The organism is Dictyobacter alpinus, assembly GCF_003967575.1.
Classification (GTDB): Bacteria; Chloroflexota; Ktedonobacteria; order Ktedonobacterales; family Ktedonobacteraceae; genus Dictyobacter; species Dictyobacter alpinus.
Genome location: NZ_BIFT01000001.1, coordinates 354,075 through 376,190 on the forward strand (window position 1 = coordinate 354,075; position 22,116 = coordinate 376,190).

General features: G+C 46.5%; 20 protein-coding genes. 14 read left to right on the plus strand and 6 right to left on the minus strand.

What is annotated here, in order from left to right; genetic code table 11:
* Positions 1-87: 87 nt before the first annotated feature.
* Genes EL633_RS01370 through EL633_RS01380 form a run of 3 tightly spaced genes read right to left on the minus strand, consistent with a single transcriptional unit; the run spans position 88 to position 2,837 of the window.
* Entirely contained in the window at positions 88-1,608 is a 1,521-nt protein-coding gene (locus EL633_RS01370) for an RnfABCDGE type electron transport complex subunit D (RefSeq protein ID WP_126625479.1), read from the minus strand.
* Positions 1,605-2,348, minus strand: coding sequence for an FAD:protein FMN transferase (locus EL633_RS01375; RefSeq protein WP_126625480.1), 744 nt, complete (start codon positions 2,346-2,348; stop codon positions 1,605-1,607). The genes EL633_RS01370 and EL633_RS01375 overlap by 4 nt, the downstream gene beginning before the upstream one ends.
* A gap of 3 nt (positions 2,349-2,351) precedes the next feature.
* Positions 2,352-2,837, minus strand: coding sequence for an FMN-binding protein (locus EL633_RS01380; protein WP_126625481.1), 486 nt, complete (start codon positions 2,835-2,837; stop codon positions 2,352-2,354).
* A gap of 476 nt (positions 2,838-3,313) precedes the next feature.
* Here EL633_RS01380 and EL633_RS01385 point away from each other — a divergent pair, with 476 nt between their 5' ends.
* From EL633_RS01385 to EL633_RS01420, 8 genes are all read left to right on the plus strand, one after another.
* Positions 3,314-4,417, plus strand: coding sequence for a DSD1 family PLP-dependent enzyme (locus EL633_RS01385; RefSeq protein ID WP_126625482.1), 1,104 nt, complete (start codon positions 3,314-3,316; stop codon positions 4,415-4,417).
* A 120-nt stretch (positions 4,418-4,537) separates the two neighbouring features.
* The gene (locus tag EL633_RS01390; RefSeq protein ID WP_126625483.1) at positions 4,538-6,103 is read left to right on the plus strand and encodes a flavin-containing monooxygenase; all 1,566 of its coding nucleotides are present in this window, start codon (positions 4,538-4,540) and stop codon (positions 6,101-6,103) included.
* 127 nt (positions 6,104-6,230) lie between these two features.
* Positions 6,231-6,755 carry a hypothetical protein gene (locus tag EL633_RS01395; RefSeq protein WP_126625484.1) on the plus strand — a complete coding sequence of 175 codons (525 nt, stop codon included), beginning with the start codon at positions 6,231-6,233 and terminating at the stop codon, positions 6,753-6,755.
* Between the two features lie 311 nt (positions 6,756-7,066).
* Positions 7,067-7,927 carry a formyltetrahydrofolate deformylase gene (gene purU, locus EL633_RS01400; protein ID WP_126625485.1) on the plus strand — a complete coding sequence of 287 codons (861 nt, stop codon included), beginning with the start codon at positions 7,067-7,069 and terminating at the stop codon, positions 7,925-7,927.
* A 543-nt stretch (positions 7,928-8,470) separates the two neighbouring features.
* Positions 8,471-8,881, plus strand: a complete 411-nt coding sequence (locus EL633_RS01405) for a hypothetical protein (RefSeq protein ID WP_126625486.1) — start codon at positions 8,471-8,473, stop codon at positions 8,879-8,881.
* Positions 8,882-9,103: 222 nt separating this feature from the next.
* Positions 9,104-9,961: a WHG domain-containing protein gene (locus EL633_RS01410; protein ID WP_246039065.1), complete on the plus strand. Its 858-nt coding sequence runs from the start codon at positions 9,104-9,106 to the stop codon at positions 9,959-9,961.
* Between the two features lie 60 nt (positions 9,962-10,021).
* Entirely contained in the window at positions 10,022-10,363 is a 342-nt protein-coding gene (locus EL633_RS01415; protein ID WP_126625487.1) for a YrdB family protein, read from the plus strand.
* 161 nt (positions 10,364-10,524) lie between these two features.
* Entirely contained in the window at positions 10,525-11,268 is a 744-nt protein-coding gene (locus tag EL633_RS01420) for a PadR family transcriptional regulator (RefSeq protein ID WP_170216677.1), read from the plus strand.
* Positions 11,269-11,375: 107 nt separating this feature from the next.
* On the opposite strand, the gene EL633_RS01425 is transcribed toward EL633_RS01420, so the two are convergent.
* The 3 genes from EL633_RS01425 to EL633_RS01435 all read right to left on the minus strand — a co-directional run bounded on the left by EL633_RS01425 (position 11,376) and on the right by EL633_RS01435 (position 14,524).
* Positions 11,376-11,690 (minus strand): DUF3307 domain-containing protein, encoded by a 315-nt coding sequence (locus EL633_RS01425; RefSeq protein ID WP_126625488.1) that lies wholly within the window; start codon positions 11,688-11,690, stop codon positions 11,376-11,378.
* A 190-nt stretch (positions 11,691-11,880) separates the two neighbouring features.
* Entirely contained in the window at positions 11,881-13,539 is a 1,659-nt protein-coding gene (locus EL633_RS01430) for an O-antigen ligase family protein (protein ID WP_161981856.1), read from the minus strand.
* A gap of 274 nt (positions 13,540-13,813) precedes the next feature.
* Positions 13,814-14,524 (minus strand): metal-dependent transcriptional regulator, encoded by a 711-nt coding sequence (locus tag EL633_RS01435; RefSeq protein WP_126625490.1) that lies wholly within the window; start codon positions 14,522-14,524, stop codon positions 13,814-13,816.
* A 329-nt stretch (positions 14,525-14,853) separates the two neighbouring features.
* Between EL633_RS01435 and EL633_RS01440 the strand changes: the two genes are divergently transcribed.
* The 6 genes from EL633_RS01440 (at position 14,854) to trpCF (ending at position 22,114) form a co-directional block, all read left to right on the plus strand.
* A complete protein-coding gene (locus EL633_RS01440) occupies positions 14,854-15,672 on the plus strand; it encodes a lytic transglycosylase (RefSeq protein WP_126625491.1) in 819 nt (272 codons plus the stop codon).
* Positions 15,673-16,243: 571 nt separating this feature from the next.
* Positions 16,244-17,287: a tryptophan--tRNA ligase gene (gene trpS, locus EL633_RS01445; RefSeq protein WP_126625492.1), complete on the plus strand. Its 1,044-nt coding sequence runs from the start codon at positions 16,244-16,246 to the stop codon at positions 17,285-17,287.
* Between the two features lie 78 nt (positions 17,288-17,365).
* On the plus strand, positions 17,366-18,985 hold the full coding sequence (gene trpE, locus EL633_RS01450; protein ID WP_126625493.1) for an anthranilate synthase component I: 1,620 nt from the start codon (positions 17,366-17,368) through the stop codon (positions 18,983-18,985).
* Between the two features lies 1 nt (position 18,986).
* Positions 18,987-19,550: an anthranilate synthase component II gene (locus EL633_RS01455; protein WP_126625494.1), complete on the plus strand. Its 564-nt coding sequence runs from the start codon at positions 18,987-18,989 to the stop codon at positions 19,548-19,550.
* Between the two features lie 62 nt (positions 19,551-19,612).
* The gene (gene trpD / locus EL633_RS01460; RefSeq protein ID WP_126625495.1) at positions 19,613-20,656 is read left to right on the plus strand and encodes an anthranilate phosphoribosyltransferase; all 1,044 of its coding nucleotides are present in this window, start codon (positions 19,613-19,615) and stop codon (positions 20,654-20,656) included.
* A 9-nt stretch (positions 20,657-20,665) separates the two neighbouring features.
* Entirely contained in the window at positions 20,666-22,114 is a 1,449-nt protein-coding gene (gene trpCF, locus EL633_RS01465; RefSeq protein WP_126625496.1) for a bifunctional indole-3-glycerol-phosphate synthase TrpC/phosphoribosylanthranilate isomerase TrpF, read from the plus strand.
* Positions 22,115-22,116 lie beyond the last annotated feature (2 nt).

Sequence of the window (22,116 nt, forward strand, 5' to 3'; positions counted from 1 at the left end):
ATATTGATGTCATTATTGTCTAACATTCAGCAAATTGATGAACTTTACCCTTATTCTTTCTTCATCCCGTAATGCAAGATACTTGTACTATACCAATCCGGGAAAGAAATCTTTCTTGATCTGGCTACTTTTTACATGCATATTCTCTAAGATTTTCACATTAGCTCTGACCATCTCAGGAGGGCCCGATAGATAGTAGGTGCGCTCAGCATAATCAGGGATGGCCTGCGCGATCATGTTCTCATCAATTCTGCCGACAAAACCAGGCCAGTCGCGCGGGACAGCGTTGACATCAGTGAGAGTATAGAACATTTTCATGCCCAGTTCGTGATAAGCAGCCTGCAAAATGTCTTTATAGACAATCTCATTGCTCTTTCTATTCACATAGAACATGATAATATCGCGCCGCTCACGAGTATCCAGCAGATATTTTATCATGCTTCTAAATGGCGTAATACCTATGCCACCGGCAATAAATACCAGTTTCTGATCAGGATCTGCGGGTAAGGTAAAGTCCCCAGCAATCTGCGCTGCGACTATTTTTGTTTTACCATCTGCAGCATATAAGGCTTTCTTAAAACTGCTTCCTTCGTCATAAAAGCGCACGCCCAGGTGCACATTATTTTCAGTTGGTGATGATGCCAGAGTAAAGTACCTGCGATTGCCTCTACTATCTGTATGTGGATGACTCAGCGTAAATTCCATATATTGTCCGGGAACAAATGAAAGCTTTTGTGAAGGTTTGAACACAAAATCAAGGAGATTCGGTCCCATCTTAATTTTCCTGCTGAGCTTGAGGACAACTTTTTGTTTTGGACTCACCAAATAGGCAAAAACATTTCCGATCACCAGGGCTAGTTCTGGAGTTGAGTAGACACTTCCAACATGGATTTGGGGAATGAATAAGATGCCGGTGATTGCGGCATAGACCCAGCGCAAATGTTTGGTTGGTGGAGCAGTCAACGGCTCGGTAAGCATAACAAATGCGAAAAAGATGAGCGGAGAGAGCAGAAACAATTGTTTTGCTTCTGTCAACATTGATTTGCCTTGTACTACAGTCATGATGATGACAGCCAGCAGGGCAACCGCACAAAAAATCATCGTCATATCGATCTGCCGCAATTTGCGGGCAATCAACAAACCACCCAGAATGACCACAGGGGCCATGCTTGTGGTTCCTACCCACCAACTTGCAGATTCACCAAGGGCAAATGAGGTAATCACTACAGCAATAGCGGCCGGATTAAAGATGTGTTTTTTATAGAGCGCCAATATATATTTAGACGCCATCGCCAGGATAGCCGCCCAGCCAAGAAACTGGAAGGTAGTTGGCGACTGTGCAGGATCAATGATGAGCGCCAGAATCAGAGCTGTAATGGTGGCTGATTCAATATTAGTAGGAATTTCAAAAACAAAACCAAAGATTGTATTCATCGCCCAGCAAATCACCACGAGAAAGGCAGTTGAGGCCAGCAAGGCCAGCGGCGAGAATGGCAGCAGATGAAAAAATGCCAGGGCGGTCGCGATACCAAGCAAAGCGATAAGCACATAGAGCACCAGACGGTACATCGTTATATTATCTAGTAGAGAATCTATTTTTGCGATCATTGGTGATATACATACCTTTCAAATCCAGTGGTAAACGTGGCACGAGCGTGGACATCGATCATATATCCTTCAAATCCAGCTAATCTCTCAATAAAGACGATTCCATCTTTCCCCATAGCAAAGGCAGCTGTTGCGAAACGATCGGCCTCATACACATTGGGACCAATCACAGTAAGACTAACAACATCCTGCAACTGGCTTGTGGGCTGATGCGGATTATAGATGTGCTGTCCACGAATAGCGGTGCCAGAGGTAGCAATGCCTTGATCTGAAAGGGCCAGAATTTTGACGTTCTGACTGCGATTGAATGGATTGCGGATACCAACTTTCCACGCTTGACCAGCTTTATGACCTGCGACCTCAACATCCCCACCAGCATCGACATAAAAGTTTTGCAGTCCGCGATCTCTCAACATCTGTGCAGCATTATGGATAGCCCAACCTTTAACGATGCCTGAGGGATCAAACACACCAGCATGCTCCACATCAAAGTAGCCATTCGTCTCTTTTTTTGTTTGTTCACTTAACGACAAAATTGTGCGCAGATTATCACTGTATTGCTCGGCAGTAAGCTCGCCTCGATTGAACCGCGAGACCTCACTGCCAGTTTTATACGTACTAAAATTCTCATCTATAGCATTAAAATGGGCAAACACTCGCTCCAAATCGTCCTCTGTAGCAGAGGTATCCAGGATTTCAAGAGTGATGGGCATGCCCATGATCAAACGTGTATCTTTCATGGTTTACGCTTTTGCCTGTGTCAGAGCATCTGAGAGTGATTGGATGAAAGCTTCACTCGAGTCTGTTGCCCCGGTAACAATATCAACATTTGAATCCTGGACCTGAATAGCTTCCTGTGTGAGTTGCGGATCAGCATTATTGTTGATCATAATCGAGCGATTACGGTCATTAGGGAATTGTAGGAATTGTACATCAGTAATTTTGCCATTTTGAATGATTGCTTTAACCTGGATATTCCCCCAGTGCGCATCTGCGACGCTCCCCGTATATGAACCATCTTTATAGGTTCCACTCGGCGTATTGGTTGTTGTCGTCGGAACAGGTGCTGGCGCCCCACCATCTGCAGGAGTACTGCTCACTGAAGGGCTAGAAGGTTTAGAATTCGTCGATGTATTGGGTACAACCGCGACCTGATTTGTGTGGCTGAACAGAAGACTGTAAAAGATAAAAGCGGCTATAATCAATACCGCCACTGTAAATTTTTTCATGGTATATTCTGACCTTTCCAAGGATATACATACACTCCAGTTGCCGTAACAGCAACTTTCTCTACCACCACCTTGTGTTGAGGAACGCATCTCGACATGCAAATAGACGCATACATTGCATCGCTTGTCCAGCCAGAGAGAAAATGCCGCCGTATAAATGTATTACTACACCAGTATTAACCTTGGATGAATACACCCTCAGAATAATGCTGCTTTACCACTCCAACCACATCCGACGGCAAATCGTGAGCATGAGTGACTTGTTATCTGTATCGTAGCGCATGAATATCAAAAAAAAGGCTTAAAGCTGTAAAAAAAATGTAAAGGCCTGAATTAAGGCCGTCACAAAACGACCAAACGTAGCCTAACATAGTTTTCGGCCAGACCAGTATACCCAAGTGGAACACGATCATCACTGGAGGAATCTATGCAGTATAATACAGCCATATTATTTACCGGATAGAGAGGGTAGCGACATGTATCAACCACAAATTGGAGATGCGCTAGAGTTATTGGATACACCATCAATGCTGGTAGATCTCACATTGATGGAGGCAAATATTGCCAGTATGATGCAACGCTTACAGGCCAGAAAAGTCCATGTCAGACCACACTTAAAAACCGTAAAAAGTCCCGCGTTGGCGCGAAAACTCTTAGCAGCCGGTGCCATTGGTGGCTGTGTTGCCAAAGTCAGCGAGGCTGAGGTGATGGCCGATGCCGGTATTGAGGATCTCTTGATTACGACCGAGATTATTGGTCAACCCAAACTGGCAAGGCTCGTCTCACTGATACAAAAGCATCCAGCGCTTAAAGTCGTCGTTGATAGTCTGGCTGGCGCTCAAGCCCTTCATCAAATTTTGGCTGAGGCCCGGTTAGAAATTAATGTGTTACTCGATCTGAACGTTGGCCAGAATCGCTGTGGGGTGAATCCAGGAGCAGATGCACGTACTTTAGCCCATCATATCGGCACGTTATCACAACTGCATCTGATCGGAGTACAGGGATATGAAGGCCACTTGCAGCATATCCATAACCCCGAGGAGCGGGCACAGCGTTGTCGCCAGGCAATGCAAATATTGGTTGAGACGGCAACACAATTAAGAACCGATGGCTTCCCCATCGACATCGTCACAACCGGTGGCACAGGTACCGCAGAGATATGTGCCGAGGTGGATGGAGTAACAGAGGTGCAACCTGGCTCATTCATCTTCATGGATACCGATTATCATCATGCCCTTGGTTCAAGCTATGCTAACGCGCTGACCATTCTCTCGACGGTTATCAGCCGACCAACTCCTACCAGAGCCGTGGTGGACGCCGGACTAAAATCGCTCTCCACCGATAGCGGTATGCCTGAACTCAAGGGACAAGACGACATCGCTTATCATCCTGGAGGCGATGAACATGGTATTCTGACATCAACAGACAATGCTACGGTCCCGCTAGAGATCGGTGATCGCCTTGAATTTATTCCGAGCCACATCGACACAACAATCAACCTGCACGATTATTATTACGCCCATCGCAATGGCATCCTGGAAGCGATTTGGCCCGTCGCAACTCGTGGCAAAGTACAATGATAGTCAAAGCAACAAACTCTAGAATTTGACTGCCAGAGGGTATATGATACTAATATATTCAAAAAGATGCGAACAACACCATACGATCGTCAGAACATCATCCCCTGGAGGCTGAATAATATGTTCAATGTATTTGCAGGCAGAGACGCTAGCAAAAAACAAGATGATACTTATCGTGATGAGGATTTGGGCAATAAGCAACGTGTACGCATAGTAATTTTGGGAACTGGATTCGCTGGCTTAGGAATGGCTATTCGGTTAAAGCAGCAGGGTTATAAAGATTTTGTGCTGCTCGAACGGGCCTCCGATATTGGTGGAACCTGGCGCGACAATACATATCCAGGCTGCGCCTGTGATATTCCCTCCCATCTTTACTCTTTTTCTTTCGCGCTCAACTCTCAATGGAGCCGCACTTATTCTCCTCAGAGTGAGATCCAAGCATATCTACAGCGTTGCGCCAGACGCTTTGGGATCATTCCTCATATCCGCTGGAACACGGAACTACAGGATGCTATCTGGCAGGAGGATAAGCGACTCTGGCAGATTACTACATCACAGGGAACATTGTGGACAGATATTCTTATTCTGGGTAATGGGCCCCTCAGTCAGCCATCTCTACCAAATATTCCAGGTCTGACCCAATTTGAAGGCACGCTATTTCACTCTGCACAATGGAAACATGATTACGATCTGACCGGAAAACGCATTGCCGTCATCGGCACGGGTGCATCAGCTATTCAGTTTGTCCCCCATATTCAGCCACTCGCTAGCTCTCTGACCCTTTTCCAGCGTACTCCACCCTGGATTCTCCCACGTCTGGACCATGCGATCACCGCCAGGCAAAAACAACTCTACCAGTTCCTACCCATCATCCAGCGCCTGATCCGTACACGAATGTACTGGGAACGCGAGCTTACCGCGCTAGGGATGGTCTATCGCTCAAAAATGCTGCTCAAGGCCGAGCAAATCGCCCATAGACACTTAGAAAGACAGGTATCTGATCCTGAATTACGGACCAGGTTGACACCTCGCTATGCGATGGGTTGTAAGCGTATTCTATTGTCAGATGATTTCTATCCAGCTGTAAGTCAACCAAATGTAGAGGTTGTCACTGAACACATTCGACAGGTAGAGGGAAAGAACATTATTACTGAGGATGGACAAACATACGAAGTTGATACCATCATTTGTGGTACCGGCTTTCATGTTACCGATACTGAGCTCCCCCACCATATCTATGGTCGCGAGGGACAATCCCTCGCAGACAAATGGCGAAACGGTCCCGAAGCGTATTATGGAACGACCGTAGCAGGCTTTCCTAACCTTTTCCTTTTGATAGGACCCAACACTGGCCTTGGACACAATTCGATGGTCTACATGATCGAGTCTCAACTTACCTATATCCTCGACTGTCTACGCATTATGAATAAGCGCAACATCCAGAGCATTGAAGTCCAATCAAACGTTGAAGAGACGTTTGTCAAAGAAATGCAACGACGCATGAAGGGAACAGTCTGGGCTTCGGGATGTGTTAGCTGGTATCTGGATGCCAGAGGGCATAACACTACGCTCTGGCCAGGCTTCACCTTTGAATATCGACACCGTATACGTCACTTTGATGCACAACATTACACCTTACTTCCATCAGAAAAGTCACCGGCCCGAGCAATCAACACAAGTAAATAGGATAATCCCAGCTCCTGCCTGATCAAGCTAAGACAAGGCATTGGTACAAGAAGCCGATAGCCTTGCCTTCGTTTTGCTATAATACGATATACATTCATTGATTATGACCAGGAGCTAAACATATATTATGGAACAACCAGCCAGGAAACGCTTCACTATTCCTCGTAAGGCGGGTACAATTATAGGCATTGTGGTGATTGCACTCGCGGTCATCGCTGTGCTCATCGATGGTCCTCATGAAGTAGAGCATGATTCATTATTTGCGCCACCACCACAGCCAACGGTAGTGGTTACCAATCCAATTTCCAATACCACATTACATCAAACCCATGATTATAAAGGGGTGCATATCGTTTTTACCAAAGCAGAAATGGCCACAAAGTTTTCAGATGATTTTAAGCGTGGTGGCAAATATGTTGTACGTGTTTCTCTAAATACGACCAACAATAACAAGGACACCATTGGTGTAGATTATTTTAATTTGACACGCCTGATCCTCCCTTCCGGGCAGGCTGTACAGGGAAAAGTCGCATCAATTAACGCAGCAGTCTATCCTGGCCAACCACAAAATGGCTATGTAGATTTTCCAGTCAACGAGAAGATAGATCTATCACAAATCAAAATACAATTTGATAACCAGTTACTTTCCTGACTTCCCCTTATGAATATTTTTGTCGCCAGGATGCGCAATGTGCATCCTGGCGACAAAAATATTCATAAGAAGGTGGCACTTTAGTGCCTGCATATGGCCAGAAGAATATCATCCTCATCAGAGTAATTTTCAAACACAACTCTGATAATCAAATATGTAATATCTCACATTGACAGAAACACAAGCACGACGTACCATATACCTCAACCTGACAACAAAAGGAAACAGTGAAAAATATCCCTGCTTGTTTCCTCTTACATAAAGCATCAAGTGCTACGCACGCTCTTAATAAATATGGTGGAGGGGTCCAGGTGACAACACAAAAAGATGTAATTACGTTGCTCATTTCTTGTCCAGATAAGCCAGGCATCGTCGCAGCAGTTTCGCGCTTCATCTATGAGCACAATGGAAATATTCTTGAATCAGATCAACATTCAACCAATCAGGATGATTGCACCTTCTTTATGCGTATCAGTTTTGCTGAGGAAAGCTTTCAGCTAACTCCCGCTGATCTACGTAAAACATTTCAACCCATTGCCGAACAGTTTCAGATGCAGTGGAGCATACACTACTCACGGGAACGCTTACGTGTGGGCATCCTGGTCTCAAAATATGATCATTGTCTCGTCGATCTCCTCTGGCGCTGGAAACTCGGCGAACTGGCCATGGATATTCCTTTTATTGTCAGCAACCATCCAGACCTAAAAAATCTAGCTGACATGTACAATATTCCGTATCATCACTTCCCAGTAAAACGCGAAACTCGCCAGGCAGATGAACAACGTATGTTGGACTTTATCGGTGATCAGGCCGACTTACTAATCCTGGCACGCTACATGCAGATTTTAGAGCCCTTCTTTGTGGAGGCCTTTCCACAACGCATCATCAATATCCACCACAGTTTCTTGCCAGCCTTTATAGGTGCCAGTCCTTATGGACAAGCCTTCAAACGCGGAGTCAAATTGATCGGCGCCACCGCCCATTATGTGACTAACAATCTGGATGAAGGTCCCATTATCGCGCAGGATGTCATTCATTGTGACCATCGTGATACGATAAGTGACCTTGAACGCAAAGGGCGGGATGTAGAACGTCGCGTCCTGGCAGAAGCGGTGCGCATGCATACTACCGATCGCGTACTGATCCACGAAAATAAGACCGTCGTCTTCTAAATCAGCCTACTCTCAAAGCATAAAACATATTATAAGGGAAACGTACTCACTTCTGATTACGTTTCCCTTATAATTCATAAATCATTTTACAAGCATAGAAAAAATCAAAGAATAGTTTTCATCAAAACTAGTATAAAAGCTCATCCATTTCAACTGAGAAGATAGTACCACCTGATCCACAAACACAGGAATAAAATAATTAGTGTAATGTATATACTTTATCCACAATTTTGCAGACGCTGAAGCATATTTACATTCAAATAATCAAGAATTGCCTACATGTATTCTCTTGCACCTTCTACTTCAAAGGCGTCTCACATAGCCATCAGAGCGCATGAAAAGCCCTTTGTTGCTTCCTCAGAGAGCTGCAAAAATAGTCTGTAAACGCATTTTTGAGGTTTTTTTTATAAGCCGACACAAACTTAAAAATCACATAGCGTAAAAAAAATTTTGAAACTGGTGTTGAATTATCTATCAGGTATATGATACTATTATGCGAGATAGGAACGGCTAGCACCCCAAAAATCCAAAAGAGGAGTTCAAATGAGCGACATGCTTCGGCTCGCACCGACATTTCGTAAAACAAAAGTTGAGTTGAGTTTAGAGGAACGGGCTCAATTAAACACAATTATTGACCTGCTTATTCCGTCTGACAAAGATTTTCCACCCCCATCTAGTCTACATTTGATTGACGAACTACTTCTTCATATTTTGCCCAGAGCCGGGCAAAAAAATGCTACCCCAATGTTGAGTGAGAAGCGTTTACGTACGGCATTAAACGAGTTAAATTTATCCGCTGGAGGTAACTTCTGTCGCGCTACCACTGAAAAACAACAAAACCTCTTACGCCACCTTGAATCTCGGGATCCCGCTTTCTTTCAAGCGCTCTGGACTCTGGTCAATCATAGCTACTACGCCTTAATGGCAACGCGCTGGCACAGCCAACCAGTCTAATTTTTATTTCCCAATATCCCCAACACCCCTGACATCATTCCCTTAAACCAAAAATTCGTAAAATCAAATCTAGAAATTCGCCAGAAAGATGAACGTTCATCTTTCTGGCGAATTTCTTTTAGCTATTTCACATTTACTGTATTTCATAAGTACTCACACTTATTCATATTTGACAATCTAATACAATTAGACTAATATAAATATATATTAGACAATGTCCTATTGGCAATAGATAAATCGGAAAGCAGCGGCGCCACCTATACTCGCCATGCTGAAGTCAAGGCCCCAACCTTAATCTTGATGGGCTCACGTGATCCTGATTTTAAGCAACCGGAACAGGAAGCGCATATGCTGGCGGGACGCCTACAACAAGCAACGGTACAAATTTTTGAGGGTGCTGGCCATCATTTGCAGGTTGAAGAACCAGAAAAAAACGGGCGAAAGTATTCTAACGCTCTTTGCACATATCTTATCCAAAACAGCTTTAAGTCAGGGAGATTAAATATGGCCACACGCGCAGGTTTAGACCATAAAACTATTATAGATACAGCCATCAGGCTCATTGATGCCGATGGCCTGCATGAGGTAACCATGGCAACGCTCGCTTCTCAATTAGGAGTTAAAACACCGACGCTCTACCATTACTTTACAGGCCTGGCTGGATTGCGGCGAGACATAGCACTGCAAGGATTAAAAGAAGCAGCCAAACTGCTAGGCGATGCAGTTATGGGGAAAGCTGGGGATGATGCTGTATACGCGCTTGCTCATAGTATGCGCACCTTTGCGAAAAAGCATCCTGGCGTCTACGAAGTCATCAACCAGGCACCAGATCCCAATGATCAGACATGGCTGGCAAGCGGAAATGAGGTCGTTACCATTGTGCGACGGGCATTGTCTGCCTATGCATTAACACCAGACGATGAACTTCATGCTGTACGGATGTTCCGCAGTGTTGTTCATGGCTGTACTTCATTGGAAGCGATTGGGGGCTTCGGGCTCCCACTGGACATCGATGAAACATTTCAACGCTTATTAACTATGTTCTTACATGATCTACATGACAGACAAATCAATAAATAGCTATCTACGGCTATCAGAAATATGCGCTAAATTATCAAAGAGATTGAAAGGATTCACCTCATGCTCACACTACTTAAAAACATAAATCTGGCCATCGCATTTTTGCTAGAACTATGTATGATCGCATCCCTGGGATATTGGGGCTTTACAACAGGAAACGGTATGATCCTCAAAATCATTCTAGGCCTTGGTGCTCCCATCCTGGCAATTATACTCTGGGGCATATTTGGAGCACCAAGATCAAATTGGCAACTCCAGGGACTGGCATACGTTGCCTTTAAATTCATCATATTTAGTGTAGCTATTGCGGCTCTCTTCGCGACTCAACAAAAACAACTTTCCATCGTATTTATCATCGTGCTGGTAATCAACCATATCCTGCTTTCTATCTGGCACCAATAAAGCAAGAAAATATCCAGTAATCTATTCACTCCTCCATTTTATGCAACCTTCTACCTGAAAGTGCGTATCTCTTATTGACAACAATACGATATATCGCATATACTATAAACACGATAACGATATATCGCAAACTAGTGGACTCGGAAAGGAGACCCGCACCTATGTTTAACCGTTTTAATAGACGCTTTGCTTTTGGTTATGAAGGTGGTCCCCAGGATTGGGAAGGTTGGACTCCACCATGGTTAAACCATGATGAGCATCATCGCCATCACCATCACCATCGTGGACCAGGATTCTTCGCAATGCGCATGCGACGCGGACCATTTGGTCCTGGCGGTCCCTTCGGTCCTGAAGGTGGTCCTTTCAAGGAAGGTGGCCGCTTCTTTGGGCGCGGAGATGTAAAATATGCTCTGCTTGAACTGCTCCGTGAGCGTCCAATGCATGGCTATGAGATGATGAAAGCATTAGAAGAGCGTTCTGGTGGCTTCTATGCACCAAGCGCTGGCACCATTTATCCAACCCTCCAGCTATTGGAAGATCGTGGACTGGTCACGGTCCTGGAGGCACAGGGCAAAAAAGTTTATAGCATCACGGAAGAAGGTAAAGCCTTTCTTGCTGAACGTCAGAAAGAAGAAGAGAATTTCATGCCCCCATGGGCCCGTGGCAATGGTCCTGGCCGTTTCTGGAATGATCCAGAGATCCAGGCCATCCGAAGTGAAGCCATGGAGGTTGCCCGCCTCTTCGCAATCGCTGGCCGCTCATCATTCCGCGATACCGAGAAGCTCAACCGCCTGCGCGGCATTTTGGAGCACACGCGCCAGGAGTTGAATGATTTCATTTACAAGACAAATGAGAAAGCCGCTGAGCCTGAGAATAGTGCCCCATCTAGCGACCAGCAAGTCTAACCAACACCCATCCATAAGAAGAGAGGAGCGTCTATATAGGCGCTCCTCTCTTCTTATAGGGTTCCTGGAGCAATAACACATCACCAGGTCACATATATTTAATGCGATTAAAATTGAAAAAAAAGAATGAGCCAAATCGTTGCAATATGCAGGGCTTGATCTAACCAGATGGGACCAATGATTTTGTAGCGAGCTTTCAGCGGATCGATTACAAAATGTGTTCCGAAGATGACAGATGTCGCTAATAGAGAAGGATGAGCAAACAAGATAAAGACAGCGGTATAGGTAGCGCAATGATAGAAATTGACCTCCCAGCTTTTCCCTTTCTCTAAACTCATCCAGGTACTTTGAAAGGCAAAATCACCAACGAAATGGCAGGCCAGCCAGATGAACAGTGTGGTCGCTGAAAAAGTAAAAAACATCTATTTTCTCCCCCCAATAAGCTCTTGTATCAATTATAGAAGTGCCTGGCTTAAAACACAGTGTGTTAACTCTCTCGTAGAGTGTGGACTACGTCACATGGGAAAGAAATATATTGATGCATCATAAATGGAGTAGTGGTCGCGACCACCACTCCATTTATGATGCATCAATAGCAAAGTAGACCTTTTATTAGCGCCAGGACAGACTGATCTGACGGCGAATGATGAGGAGTGTAGCGATAAGGAGCCAGAAACAGAAAACCAGGTCCTGGGCCAGAAATGAGCTATCTACCAGGCCTTGAATAATGGCGGCTAGCATGGCGGCGGCAACCCCAATAGTCATCCAGCGCCACTGCTCACTATGAGCTATAGTGTGTGTGTCCAGGTAGCGCAAGATGCGGGCAAATAGCCAATAGAAAAACACAAGAAAGGCAACGAAGGCCAGCAAACCAAAAACACCAATGCTTACCCACACATGCAAAAAGATATTGTGCGGATGAGAAAGGCCGGGCTCATCATACATATGAGTATCTTTGCCGTTCTCTTCGCTGACAATATAGTAATGTGAAGCCGGTGGACACAACTGCATCCATGCATATTGAGAGGTTTTCCCCTGAAGCTTATAATTAGGATCGGCAGCGGGCACAACACGTGGATTGGCATAATGACAGAGCCAGTTATCCAGGCCAACGCCAAACCATGGATAATCATGGATCATAGCTTCAGCGCTCTGCCATAGATGCACGCGCCTCTGTAAGGTTGTGACATTATTTTTATCAGCATGTCCATTAATTATCGTATCCATCACAACCCGATTTACTTTAGGATAAAACAGACCATAACCGATAGCTACAATTACCAGCGCAATTGAGCCGCCGACTAACAACACTTTACGATTGCGAATCGCCAGAATTATCACAAACAGCAACACAACGGGAAAAGCAGCCAGCGCGGATCCGCGTGAATCATTATGCAATAGTGCATAGATAAAGGGTATAGATAGCAGCAATACTGCAAGGCGGACCTTCCAGGAAATACGCGCAAAGATGATCGCGAGACCAATGGGTAGTGTGTAATCAAATAGCAATCCTACACTTGGGGGACCACCATAGACTGTATCTGTTTTACCAAACATGACATAGTCAAGGATGGCAATAAAAGCAATGACTAAACCAGTCGTAAATAGCGCCACTAATAGACGGGTAATAGCCGGACGCGAGCGTAGGCAGCAGAAGATCAAACCGACATAGATCAGCGGATCTAGTATTTCCTGCCGAAATGCGCGAAGGGCAGTGCCTGGCGCGCTGACACCCAGAAGAGAAATGATACTCGCCAGCACAAACAACAGAATCGGCCAGAGAAAAGGTCCCAGCCGTTGCCGCAGTTCTTGAAGTGAGAGTTTATATGGCCATTTGCGGCGCAAGACAGCGAATTGAACGAGGGCCACACCCAGACAGATCCATAGTATGATCTCGGCAGGACTCAATTGAACGGATCTTATCACATCCTTAGGTGCCAGATAATAAGGCAATGCCAGGGGAAGGAGCGCAACAGCAAATGGCAATCGATACCAGGCTAAACCAATAAACACACAAAGGAAAGGAAGTGCAAACAAAGGGGAAAGTTGGGCCAGATTTCCGATATGGAATTTAACATTTTCATTGCCAATCAGATAATAAAGGGCCATGGAAAAAATAAGGCCGATCTCAATCAACCGATCATGCCAGAAAGATGCTCTATCTACCCCATCAGGTTGGTCAGCGGAATGCGCAGTAGTTAAAGCCGCTCGACCAGCGTTTTCTCCGGCACCCGCAGCCTGCGAAGAAGTATTTGTTTGCGAAAAAGACATAGGTGAATCGCTCATTATCACATTATACCAATCCGCACCCCAGCGTGCATACTGTTTTTTGAGTTTGTCAATTTATTATAGATAATCAGAAAAGAAGTATAACAAAATTGAGGCTGTCAGTCCATTTATAAGAAGATGGTAGGACGCTTGCATAGCTATTAATGCTAAGTTATTGAAGAGGAAGGGTAGATGCAGCGGCACACATCACTAACCTCAGGAGTAGATAGGAGCAAAACATATCCACTACTGAAGTTAGCTTGCTTTATATTTACGCTTAAACGAGCACGACCCAGAGTTTAGAGGCAGCTTCAGCACTGATACATACCACACGCTCACCATCCAGTAAACGTACCTGCTCCTGATTCTCTTCAGTGGAGGCCTGTTCGCTCACCTGGGCTAACATAAGCAATTGTGTGCCCGGTGTTAAGCCCTTCTGATGCATATACATAATCAGCGCTTCTTCGTCTTCTACCACTTCCGAGACACACAAAATCTTTACCTTTGTTCCATTGGAGACAGTGGAGAGACGGACGGCATGATTATCCTTAAGATAGGTACGGGCATTGGGGACAGAGCCCGGAATAGGATTGCCATGGGGACAGGTCATTGGATTATTCAGGTTCGCGATCACCCGCGATTCAACAGCTCCAGAGATAAAATGTTCCAGCCGGCAGGCTTCTTCGTGAACTTCGTGCCATTGCATCCCCAGCATGTCAACCAGAAAACGTTCCGTCAGACGGTGACGCCGTAATACAGCCTCAGCAGCTTGATTCCCTGTCTCTGTTAAAGATACATGGCGCTTTGAGTTCATCTCTACATAGCCATCCCGAACCAGACGCTTGAGCATTTCTGTGACCGTGGGAGCAGAAACTTGAAAGCGCTCAGCAAGACGAGCCCCGATTACCACCTCATCTTCCATACTCATGTTATAAATCATTTCCAGGTATTCTTCAACTGTTGCACTTAAAATCTCTTCTGTTTTCATGACTCCATGTCCTATTTTTCTACTATCATCAAAAAGCTACCACATACACAGCAAGGAGGCTTTGGATCTGGTGGGTGAAAAAGGAACGCTGTAGGTCTCCCTTTCCGGCAATTGTGGGTACGCTTACACCGCTACTAGTGTAGCATTTTTTGTGGATTCAGTCTATAAGCACAAGACAATCCTTAAGTCACGACAGCTATTTGCTTACTATTTTATTTACTACTCTATTTTTCCGCTAACGCAAAAGGATAGCAACCCTTCGAACACTTGCATTTGTATTTAACAATTGCGCTACAGACTATAGTGAATGGGAAAGGAGAAGTAAAAGTATGGAGCAGGACCCTATGCCAAAGGCATCTGGCGATCATCACAGAAGTCTTTTTTATGATGCCAGAAGTCGGCAGATCTTTTTCCATTCTATAAATCCCAGGCACATAGTATTGCTCCTCTGTAGCATCTTTCTGCTCTGTGGCTCGTATGTAACGTCTCTCAGTCATCCTCAGGCTTATGCTGAATCTAAACGAACTACTGTCAAGACAGGCTGTTTCTGGCACCGCGTCACAAACGGTGACACACTCAATGGCATTGCGCATGCGTATCGCTCTAGTGTAGCAACGCTGGCTCGTACCAACAATATCCGTAACATTAATCTGATATTTACAGGTCAGAACCTCTGTATTCCCTCTAAAGCCCGATGGGCAGCCAGTGGAGTCCGTCCCAATGGACGTGTCACCTGGTATGCCTATGGCGCATTGGAGTGGTCGAACAGACAACAGGCACGTTCTTTATTATGTGACGCAGCAGCGCGTTATGGTCTTCCAGCAAACTTGATGCTGGCCATCGCCTGGCAAGAGAGTGGCTGGAACCAGCATGTGATCGCCAGGGATGGTGGTATAGGATTGATGCAGATCATGCCGTATACAGCACAGGGACTTAATCGGCAGGTCAATGGTCACTATGATCCTTACAAGTTACAGGACAACATCGAGTTAGGGGCGATTTATTTACACTCGCTCTGGCATGGATTTCACGGAAACAAGACAAAAATCATTAGCGCCTATAACGAAGGTGGTTGGAACGTCAAACATCGCGGTATTTTTAACTGGCGCTACGTTAATAGTGTCCATGCTCTCATGCAACGCTATTAGTGCAAGGTCTTCCTTGTATTTACCCATAAATAAAATCCTTAAGGCATTGGCACACCCGCGTAAGCTAAACAAGCAAGCGCGAGTGTAGCCTTGACAGGTCGCAAATTTCACACTATACTAGTGTCATATCAACAATAGAATAGTGAAGCCACGAACAGGAAGAGTACATAGCCATGCATGGGCACAGAGAGTCGGGAATGGTGGAAACCGATACCAGTCTAGCTATGGAATGGACCTGGTAGCTAAAGAACGAACATTTCGGTCACACGAAATCAGTAGCACTCTTTCGGAATGTCCCCCGTTACTGAGGACAGGATATACACATGCTAACTACATACATGTTTCTTCCTTGAGATTTGCTTGAAGAACGTAGTTTCATTCGTATCCGGCAAAGAGGGATTGCTCGTCTCCTGCATAAACGTAGTTTTTATCTACACTTCGAGACGGCCAATCTAAAACAGGGTGGTACCACGAAAGCGCTATATATCACGCTTCTCGTCCTTGTAGGGATGAGGGGCGTTTTTTATTGGGAATTTTTAGCGGATCTATACACAATTGCGGAGGAAATACTATGTCAATCGACACGAATCAACAGGTACAACCAGCGATCACTCAGGATAAACCAGCCACCAAAAAACGTGTTTTCTCAGGGATCCAGCCCACGAACAATATTCATCTAGGCAATTATCTGGGAGCAATTCGTAACTGGGTGGAGACGCAAGATCAATACGATAATGTCTTTTGTATTGTGGATCTACACGCTATTACTCTACCGATCGATCCCAAGGATTTGCATAATAATACCCGTAAGTTGGCCGCATTATACCTGGCCTGTGGCCTGGATGCCGCCCATTGCAAAGTGTTTGTACAGTCGCATGTACATCAGCATGCTGAACTAAGCTGGATCTTGAACTGTTTCACACCAATGGGCTGGTTGAATCGTATGACACAGTTCAAAACCAAAGCGGGCGATGATATGGAAACAGTGAGTGCTGGACTGTACTGCTATCCAGTGCTGATGGCTGGTGACATCTTGCTTTATCAGACAGATCTTGTGCCGGTTGGTGATGATCAGCGCCAACACGTTGAACTCACACGTGATCTGGCACAGCGTTTTAACAGCCTCTACAACAAACCGGTCTTTACTATTCCTAAAGCCGATATTAGGGCCGCTGGAGCACGCGTCATGTCTCTGGAAGATCCAACCAAAAAAATGAGTAAAAGTGATCCAAATCCTAATGCATATATCACTTTGCTGGATGATCCAAAGACGATTAAGAAGAAGATCGGGCGCGCCACCACCGATTCAGAACGCCTGGTCACGTTTGATCCGGCCCGGCCCGGCATTACCAATCTATTGACAATTTACCAGGCGTTAACCGGTCAGTCAAACCAGGAAATTGAAGCAGATTTTGCAGGCAAAGGTTACGGCGACTTTAAAGCAGCCCTGACAGAACGTCTGGTAGAGACGTTGAGTCCCATTCAACAACGCTATCATGAGCTTATCAACGATATGCCAACGCTGGAAGCCATCCTTAAACAAGGCGCGGATGAAGTACGTCCGATGGCCGAACACACAGTACAAGAAGTCAAAAAAGCTATTGGCCTGGGCTAAATAAAACACAGGCCAGCTAGAAAAGTGGTTCTTTGATAAGGACAGTTGCATAGCGGTTAGACGAAACGGGTATGAATTATGTACTATCCGACATTAGATGAGGTGAAGCAGATCCGGGCTGCGCTTTTGCAGCCCGGACAGAGCGGTACGGATGAGCAGGATAATCGCCGGCCGCTACTGCCTCTGTACAGCGATATCCTGGCTGACATGGAAACACCAGTCTCAGCATATTGCAAAACGGCCCAAAAACCCTATAGCTTTCTATTGGAAAGTGTCTCGGGTGGCGAACAGGTTGCACGCTATTCTTTTATTGGTATCGATCCCTATCTGGTGATGATTCATCGTGGTGAGAGCGTCAAGTTACGCAAGATGAACACAGTTCAGGGAACATACAATGAGGAAGAGTTAGCCTGCCATGATCCACTGCAATTACTTGAGGCGGAACTCGGGCAATACCGGCTGATTAAGCCACCGCATCTTGAGCGGGCGCATGATCAGCTCCCCAAGTTCTTTGGTGGAGCGGTCGGTTATCTTTCCTACGACGCAGCAGCCCGCTTTGAGCGCCTACCGCAACCAAAGCCAAACGAACTGGATCTGCCACTGGCAGTCTTTATGCTCACAGAAACGGTACTGGTCTTTGATCATGTACGCCATAGTGTCCGTGTCGTCACACACATTCATCTGGATGCGGAGGATATTGAGGCTGAGTATCAGCGTACCAGAGCCATCGTTGATGATGTCCAGGCCCGACTACGTCAGCCGGTACGTTTGCCAGTAGAACCTCAACCGATTCACGATGAAGATGCATTGCGTATAACCTCCAATCGCACGCAGGCTGAGTTTGAAGGGATGGTCACACAGGCAATTGAATATATCAAAGCCGGCGATATCTTTCAGGTGGTGCCCTCACAGCGCCTGAGTCGCCACGTCAATGCCTCACCTTTTACTGTCTATCGTGCCTTACGCGCCATTAATCCTTCACCACACATGTTCTTTCTGGATCTGGAGGACTTCCATCTGGTTGGGGCTTCACCTGAACTGTTAGTGCGCTATGAGGACAACGAGGTGACTATTCGTCCGATTGCTGGCACACGTCCAAGAGGCGCTGACAAGCAAAGCGACGAGCTATTGGCCATCGAGTTACAGCAAGATCCGAAAGAACGGGCAGAACATATCATGCTGCTGGATCTGGCCCGCAATGATGTTGGTCGCGTCAGTAAAATCGGCAGTATTCAGGTCGACGATTTTATGACCATTGAGCGTTATTCTCATGTTATGCACCTGGTCACCAATGTCTCAGGACATTTACGTGAGGGAATTTCGGCTTTCGATGCGCTACGTGCGGGCTTTCCCGCTGGCACGGTCTCAGGAGCACCCAAGATACGCGCCATGGAGATTATCAGCGAACTAGAGGGAGAGACACGCGGCGTCTATGCCGGCGCTGTTGGCTACTTTAGTCATACAGGCGACCAGGAAACGGCGATCGCGCTACGCACGATGGTAATCAAAAATGGTCGAGCCTATATTCAGGCAGGTGGCGGAGTAGTCGCTGACTCCACCCCGACCAACGAGTATCAAGAAAGCTTGAATAAAGCCAAAGCACTGCTACGAGCGCTTGATGAGGCTGAACATATCGCCCAGGTTAATCGACAGACGGTTCTTGAGTCACCCACGATTCCACAGGGAGGGAGGAAATAAGATGCTCTTGTTACTCGATAACTATGACAGCTTTACCTATAATCTGTATCAATACCTGGCTGAGATCGGGGCTGAGATTATGGTACGGCGCAATGATCAGATTACGCTGGCTGAAATTGAGCAACTACAACCTGACCATATTGTAGTCTCCCCAGGGCCCTGTACTCCTAACGAGGCGGGACTGTCCTGTGATATTATCGCGACCTTTGGTCCACGCATTCCAACCCTGGGCGTCTGCCTTGGGCATCAGTCAATTGGTCAGGTATATGGTGGACGAGTTATTCGCGCGCCAGAACCAATGCATGGAAAATCATCACAAATGCACCATACTGGTAAAGGCGTTTTCAAACAATTACCACAGCCCTTTGAGGCCATTCGTTATCATAGTTTAATCGTTGAAGCAGATACACTACCCACAGAACTAGAAGTTACGGCCAGAACAGAAGATGGCTTGATCATGGGACTACGACACCGCGATTATCCAGTACAGGGTGTGCAGTTCCATCCCGAATCGATTATGACTACCGTCGGCAAAGATTTATTACGCAACTTCTTAGAGCAGTAGAACAACTTCAACAGGAGCATCGGGTCTCCTACTATTGCAAGCCAGAGAGGATAATTTTGATCATGATTCGCGAAGCTATTGCTCATATCGCGTCAGGAGCCACACTGACGACCGAGGAGTCTGCCAGCGCCATGGAAGAGATCATGACGGGTGCGGCAACGCCTTCGCAGATCGGGGCTTTTCTGACAGCCCTGCGTCTACGGCCCGGCGGTGAAACGGTGGAGGAAATCGCCGGTCTGGCACAGGTCATGCGCGATAAGGCTGTACAGGTGCAGCTTGATGAGCAAACATCCAGACGCGCAATGGATACCTGTGGTACTGGCGGTGACGGATCTGGTACCTTGAATATTTCGACCGCCGCGGGCATTATCGCGGCGGCGGCCGGCGCAAAAGTTGCGAAACACGGCAATCGTTCGGCGACCAGCAAATGCGGTAGCGCCGACGTCTTAGAGGCACTGGGCGTAAAAATTGATCTGGGACCGGAGGCGCTGGCACGCAGCGTGCAGGATTGTGGTTTCGGCTTTATGTTTGCTCAAACCTACCATCCAGCCATGAAATATGTTGGACCAACCAGACGTGAGATCGGTATTCGTACCGTCTTCAATATTCTGGGTCCTCTGACAAATCCAGCCCATACCCCCTACCAGGTATTAGGTGTGGCAGACGACTCGCTCATGCAGAAAATGGGTGAGGTCCTGCTGCGCCTCGGCTGTAAACATGCTCTGATTGTCCATAGTGAGGATGGTCTGGATGAATGCTCACTGAGCGCCCCTACCCATATTTGTGAGGTCCGTGCCGGTCAGGAAATGAAAACCTATACCATTACACCTGAAGAGGTTGGACTAACCAGCGTTAGCGATATCATGCATTTTCAAGGTGGAGACCCCACTCATAATGCCACAATCTTACGTGATATCCTTTCGACATATCATGCGACACCCGCTACTGAGATAATCTGTTTAAATGCTGCCGCAGCCTTGATGGCCAACGAACAGGTGGCCTCATTTAAGGATGGTATTAAACTGGCACAGGCTACTTTACAAGAAGGCAAGGCCAAACGCAAGCTCGCCGAGGTTATTGAATTTTCCCAGTCATACGCCAGGTAGGTAAAACTTATGTTTCTCGATAAAATTGTTGAACAAACGCGCAAAGATTTAATACAACGCAAAGCAGAGTTGCCACTGGAACAACTACAACAGTTGGCCCTGGAGCAGCCCCGCCCGCGTGATGTGCTCGAAGCGTTTGAACCACGCGATAAAATACACCTCATTGCCGAGGTCAAACGAGCCTCGCCCTCTAAGGGCATACTCGCGCCTGACCTGGATCCAGTAGAGACAGCTCTCTTATATGAGCGCAATGGGGCTTCCGTTATCTCTGTGTTGACCGAACCACACTTCTTTCTGGGCTCGCCAGAGTATCTCACAGCGATAAAAAACGCGGTCAGTATACCAGTACTACGTAAAGACTTTATCATCGATGAATACCAGGTTTATGAAGCACGGGCCTGGGGCGCAGATATGATTCTATTAATCTGTGCCATTCTGGACGACCAGCAACTACGCCTGCTGCATCAGCGCGCCAATGCATTGCGCATGCGTGTCTTGGTCGAGGTACATAGTCGCGAAGAGGCTCAGCGCGCCATCGACGCCGGTGCAATGATCATTGGAGTGAATAGCCGTGATCTGGCCAGCTTTGAAATGAATCCTTATCTTTTGCGCGACATCCGCGAGATGTTGCCAAGAAATCAGATTATTGTAGCTGAGAGTGGCATTCATACCGGGGCAGATGTACGCCGCCTCAGCCGTTACGATGTCCAGGCAATGCTGGTCGGCGAATCGCTGGTGGTATCCAATAATATCCCTGACCAGATAGATATGCTCTTACAAGGTGCCAACCATAGCACCCAGGTTAAAATTTGTGGCCTGCACGATACAGCAGGCATCAATGCAGCGGTGGATGCTGGCGCGGATCTGCTGGGCTTGATCTTCTATGAACCCAGCCATCGCTATATTGCCCCAGAGCAGGTGCCAGCCTTGCTAAAGGCCAGTCAGAGTTACAGCCAATCAGCCAGTGGACAGGTGCGGCCCGATCTGGTAGGTGTCTTTGTAAACAAAGATGCCAGCTATATCAATGATGTCGTGGAGCAGGTTGGCCTGCATTATGTACAACTTCACGGTAATGAGTCACCAGAGTTCTGCCAGCAAATCAAACGTCCGGTCATTAAGGCGCTCTCACTGAAAGAGCAAGCAGATCTCAGTCTGATGGCAGCCTATCAAAAGGTTGCCTGGCGCCTGCTAATTGATACCCCTACCCCAAATTGGGGTGGCACAGGTCTTACCAGTAACTGGGAACTGGCGCGACAGGCTGCACAACATAGCAAGATTATTCTGGCAGGTGGTCTCACCGTTGAGAATGTCAGTGCCGCCATCCAACAAGTTCAACCCTGGGGACTTGACGTCAGTAGCGGCGTCGAGACCAACAAGCAAAAAGATATACACAAAATCGCAGCATTCGTTGCGCAAGTACGTTCGTCCTCCATAGTGGGCGAGCAGGGAAGAAGGTAAAT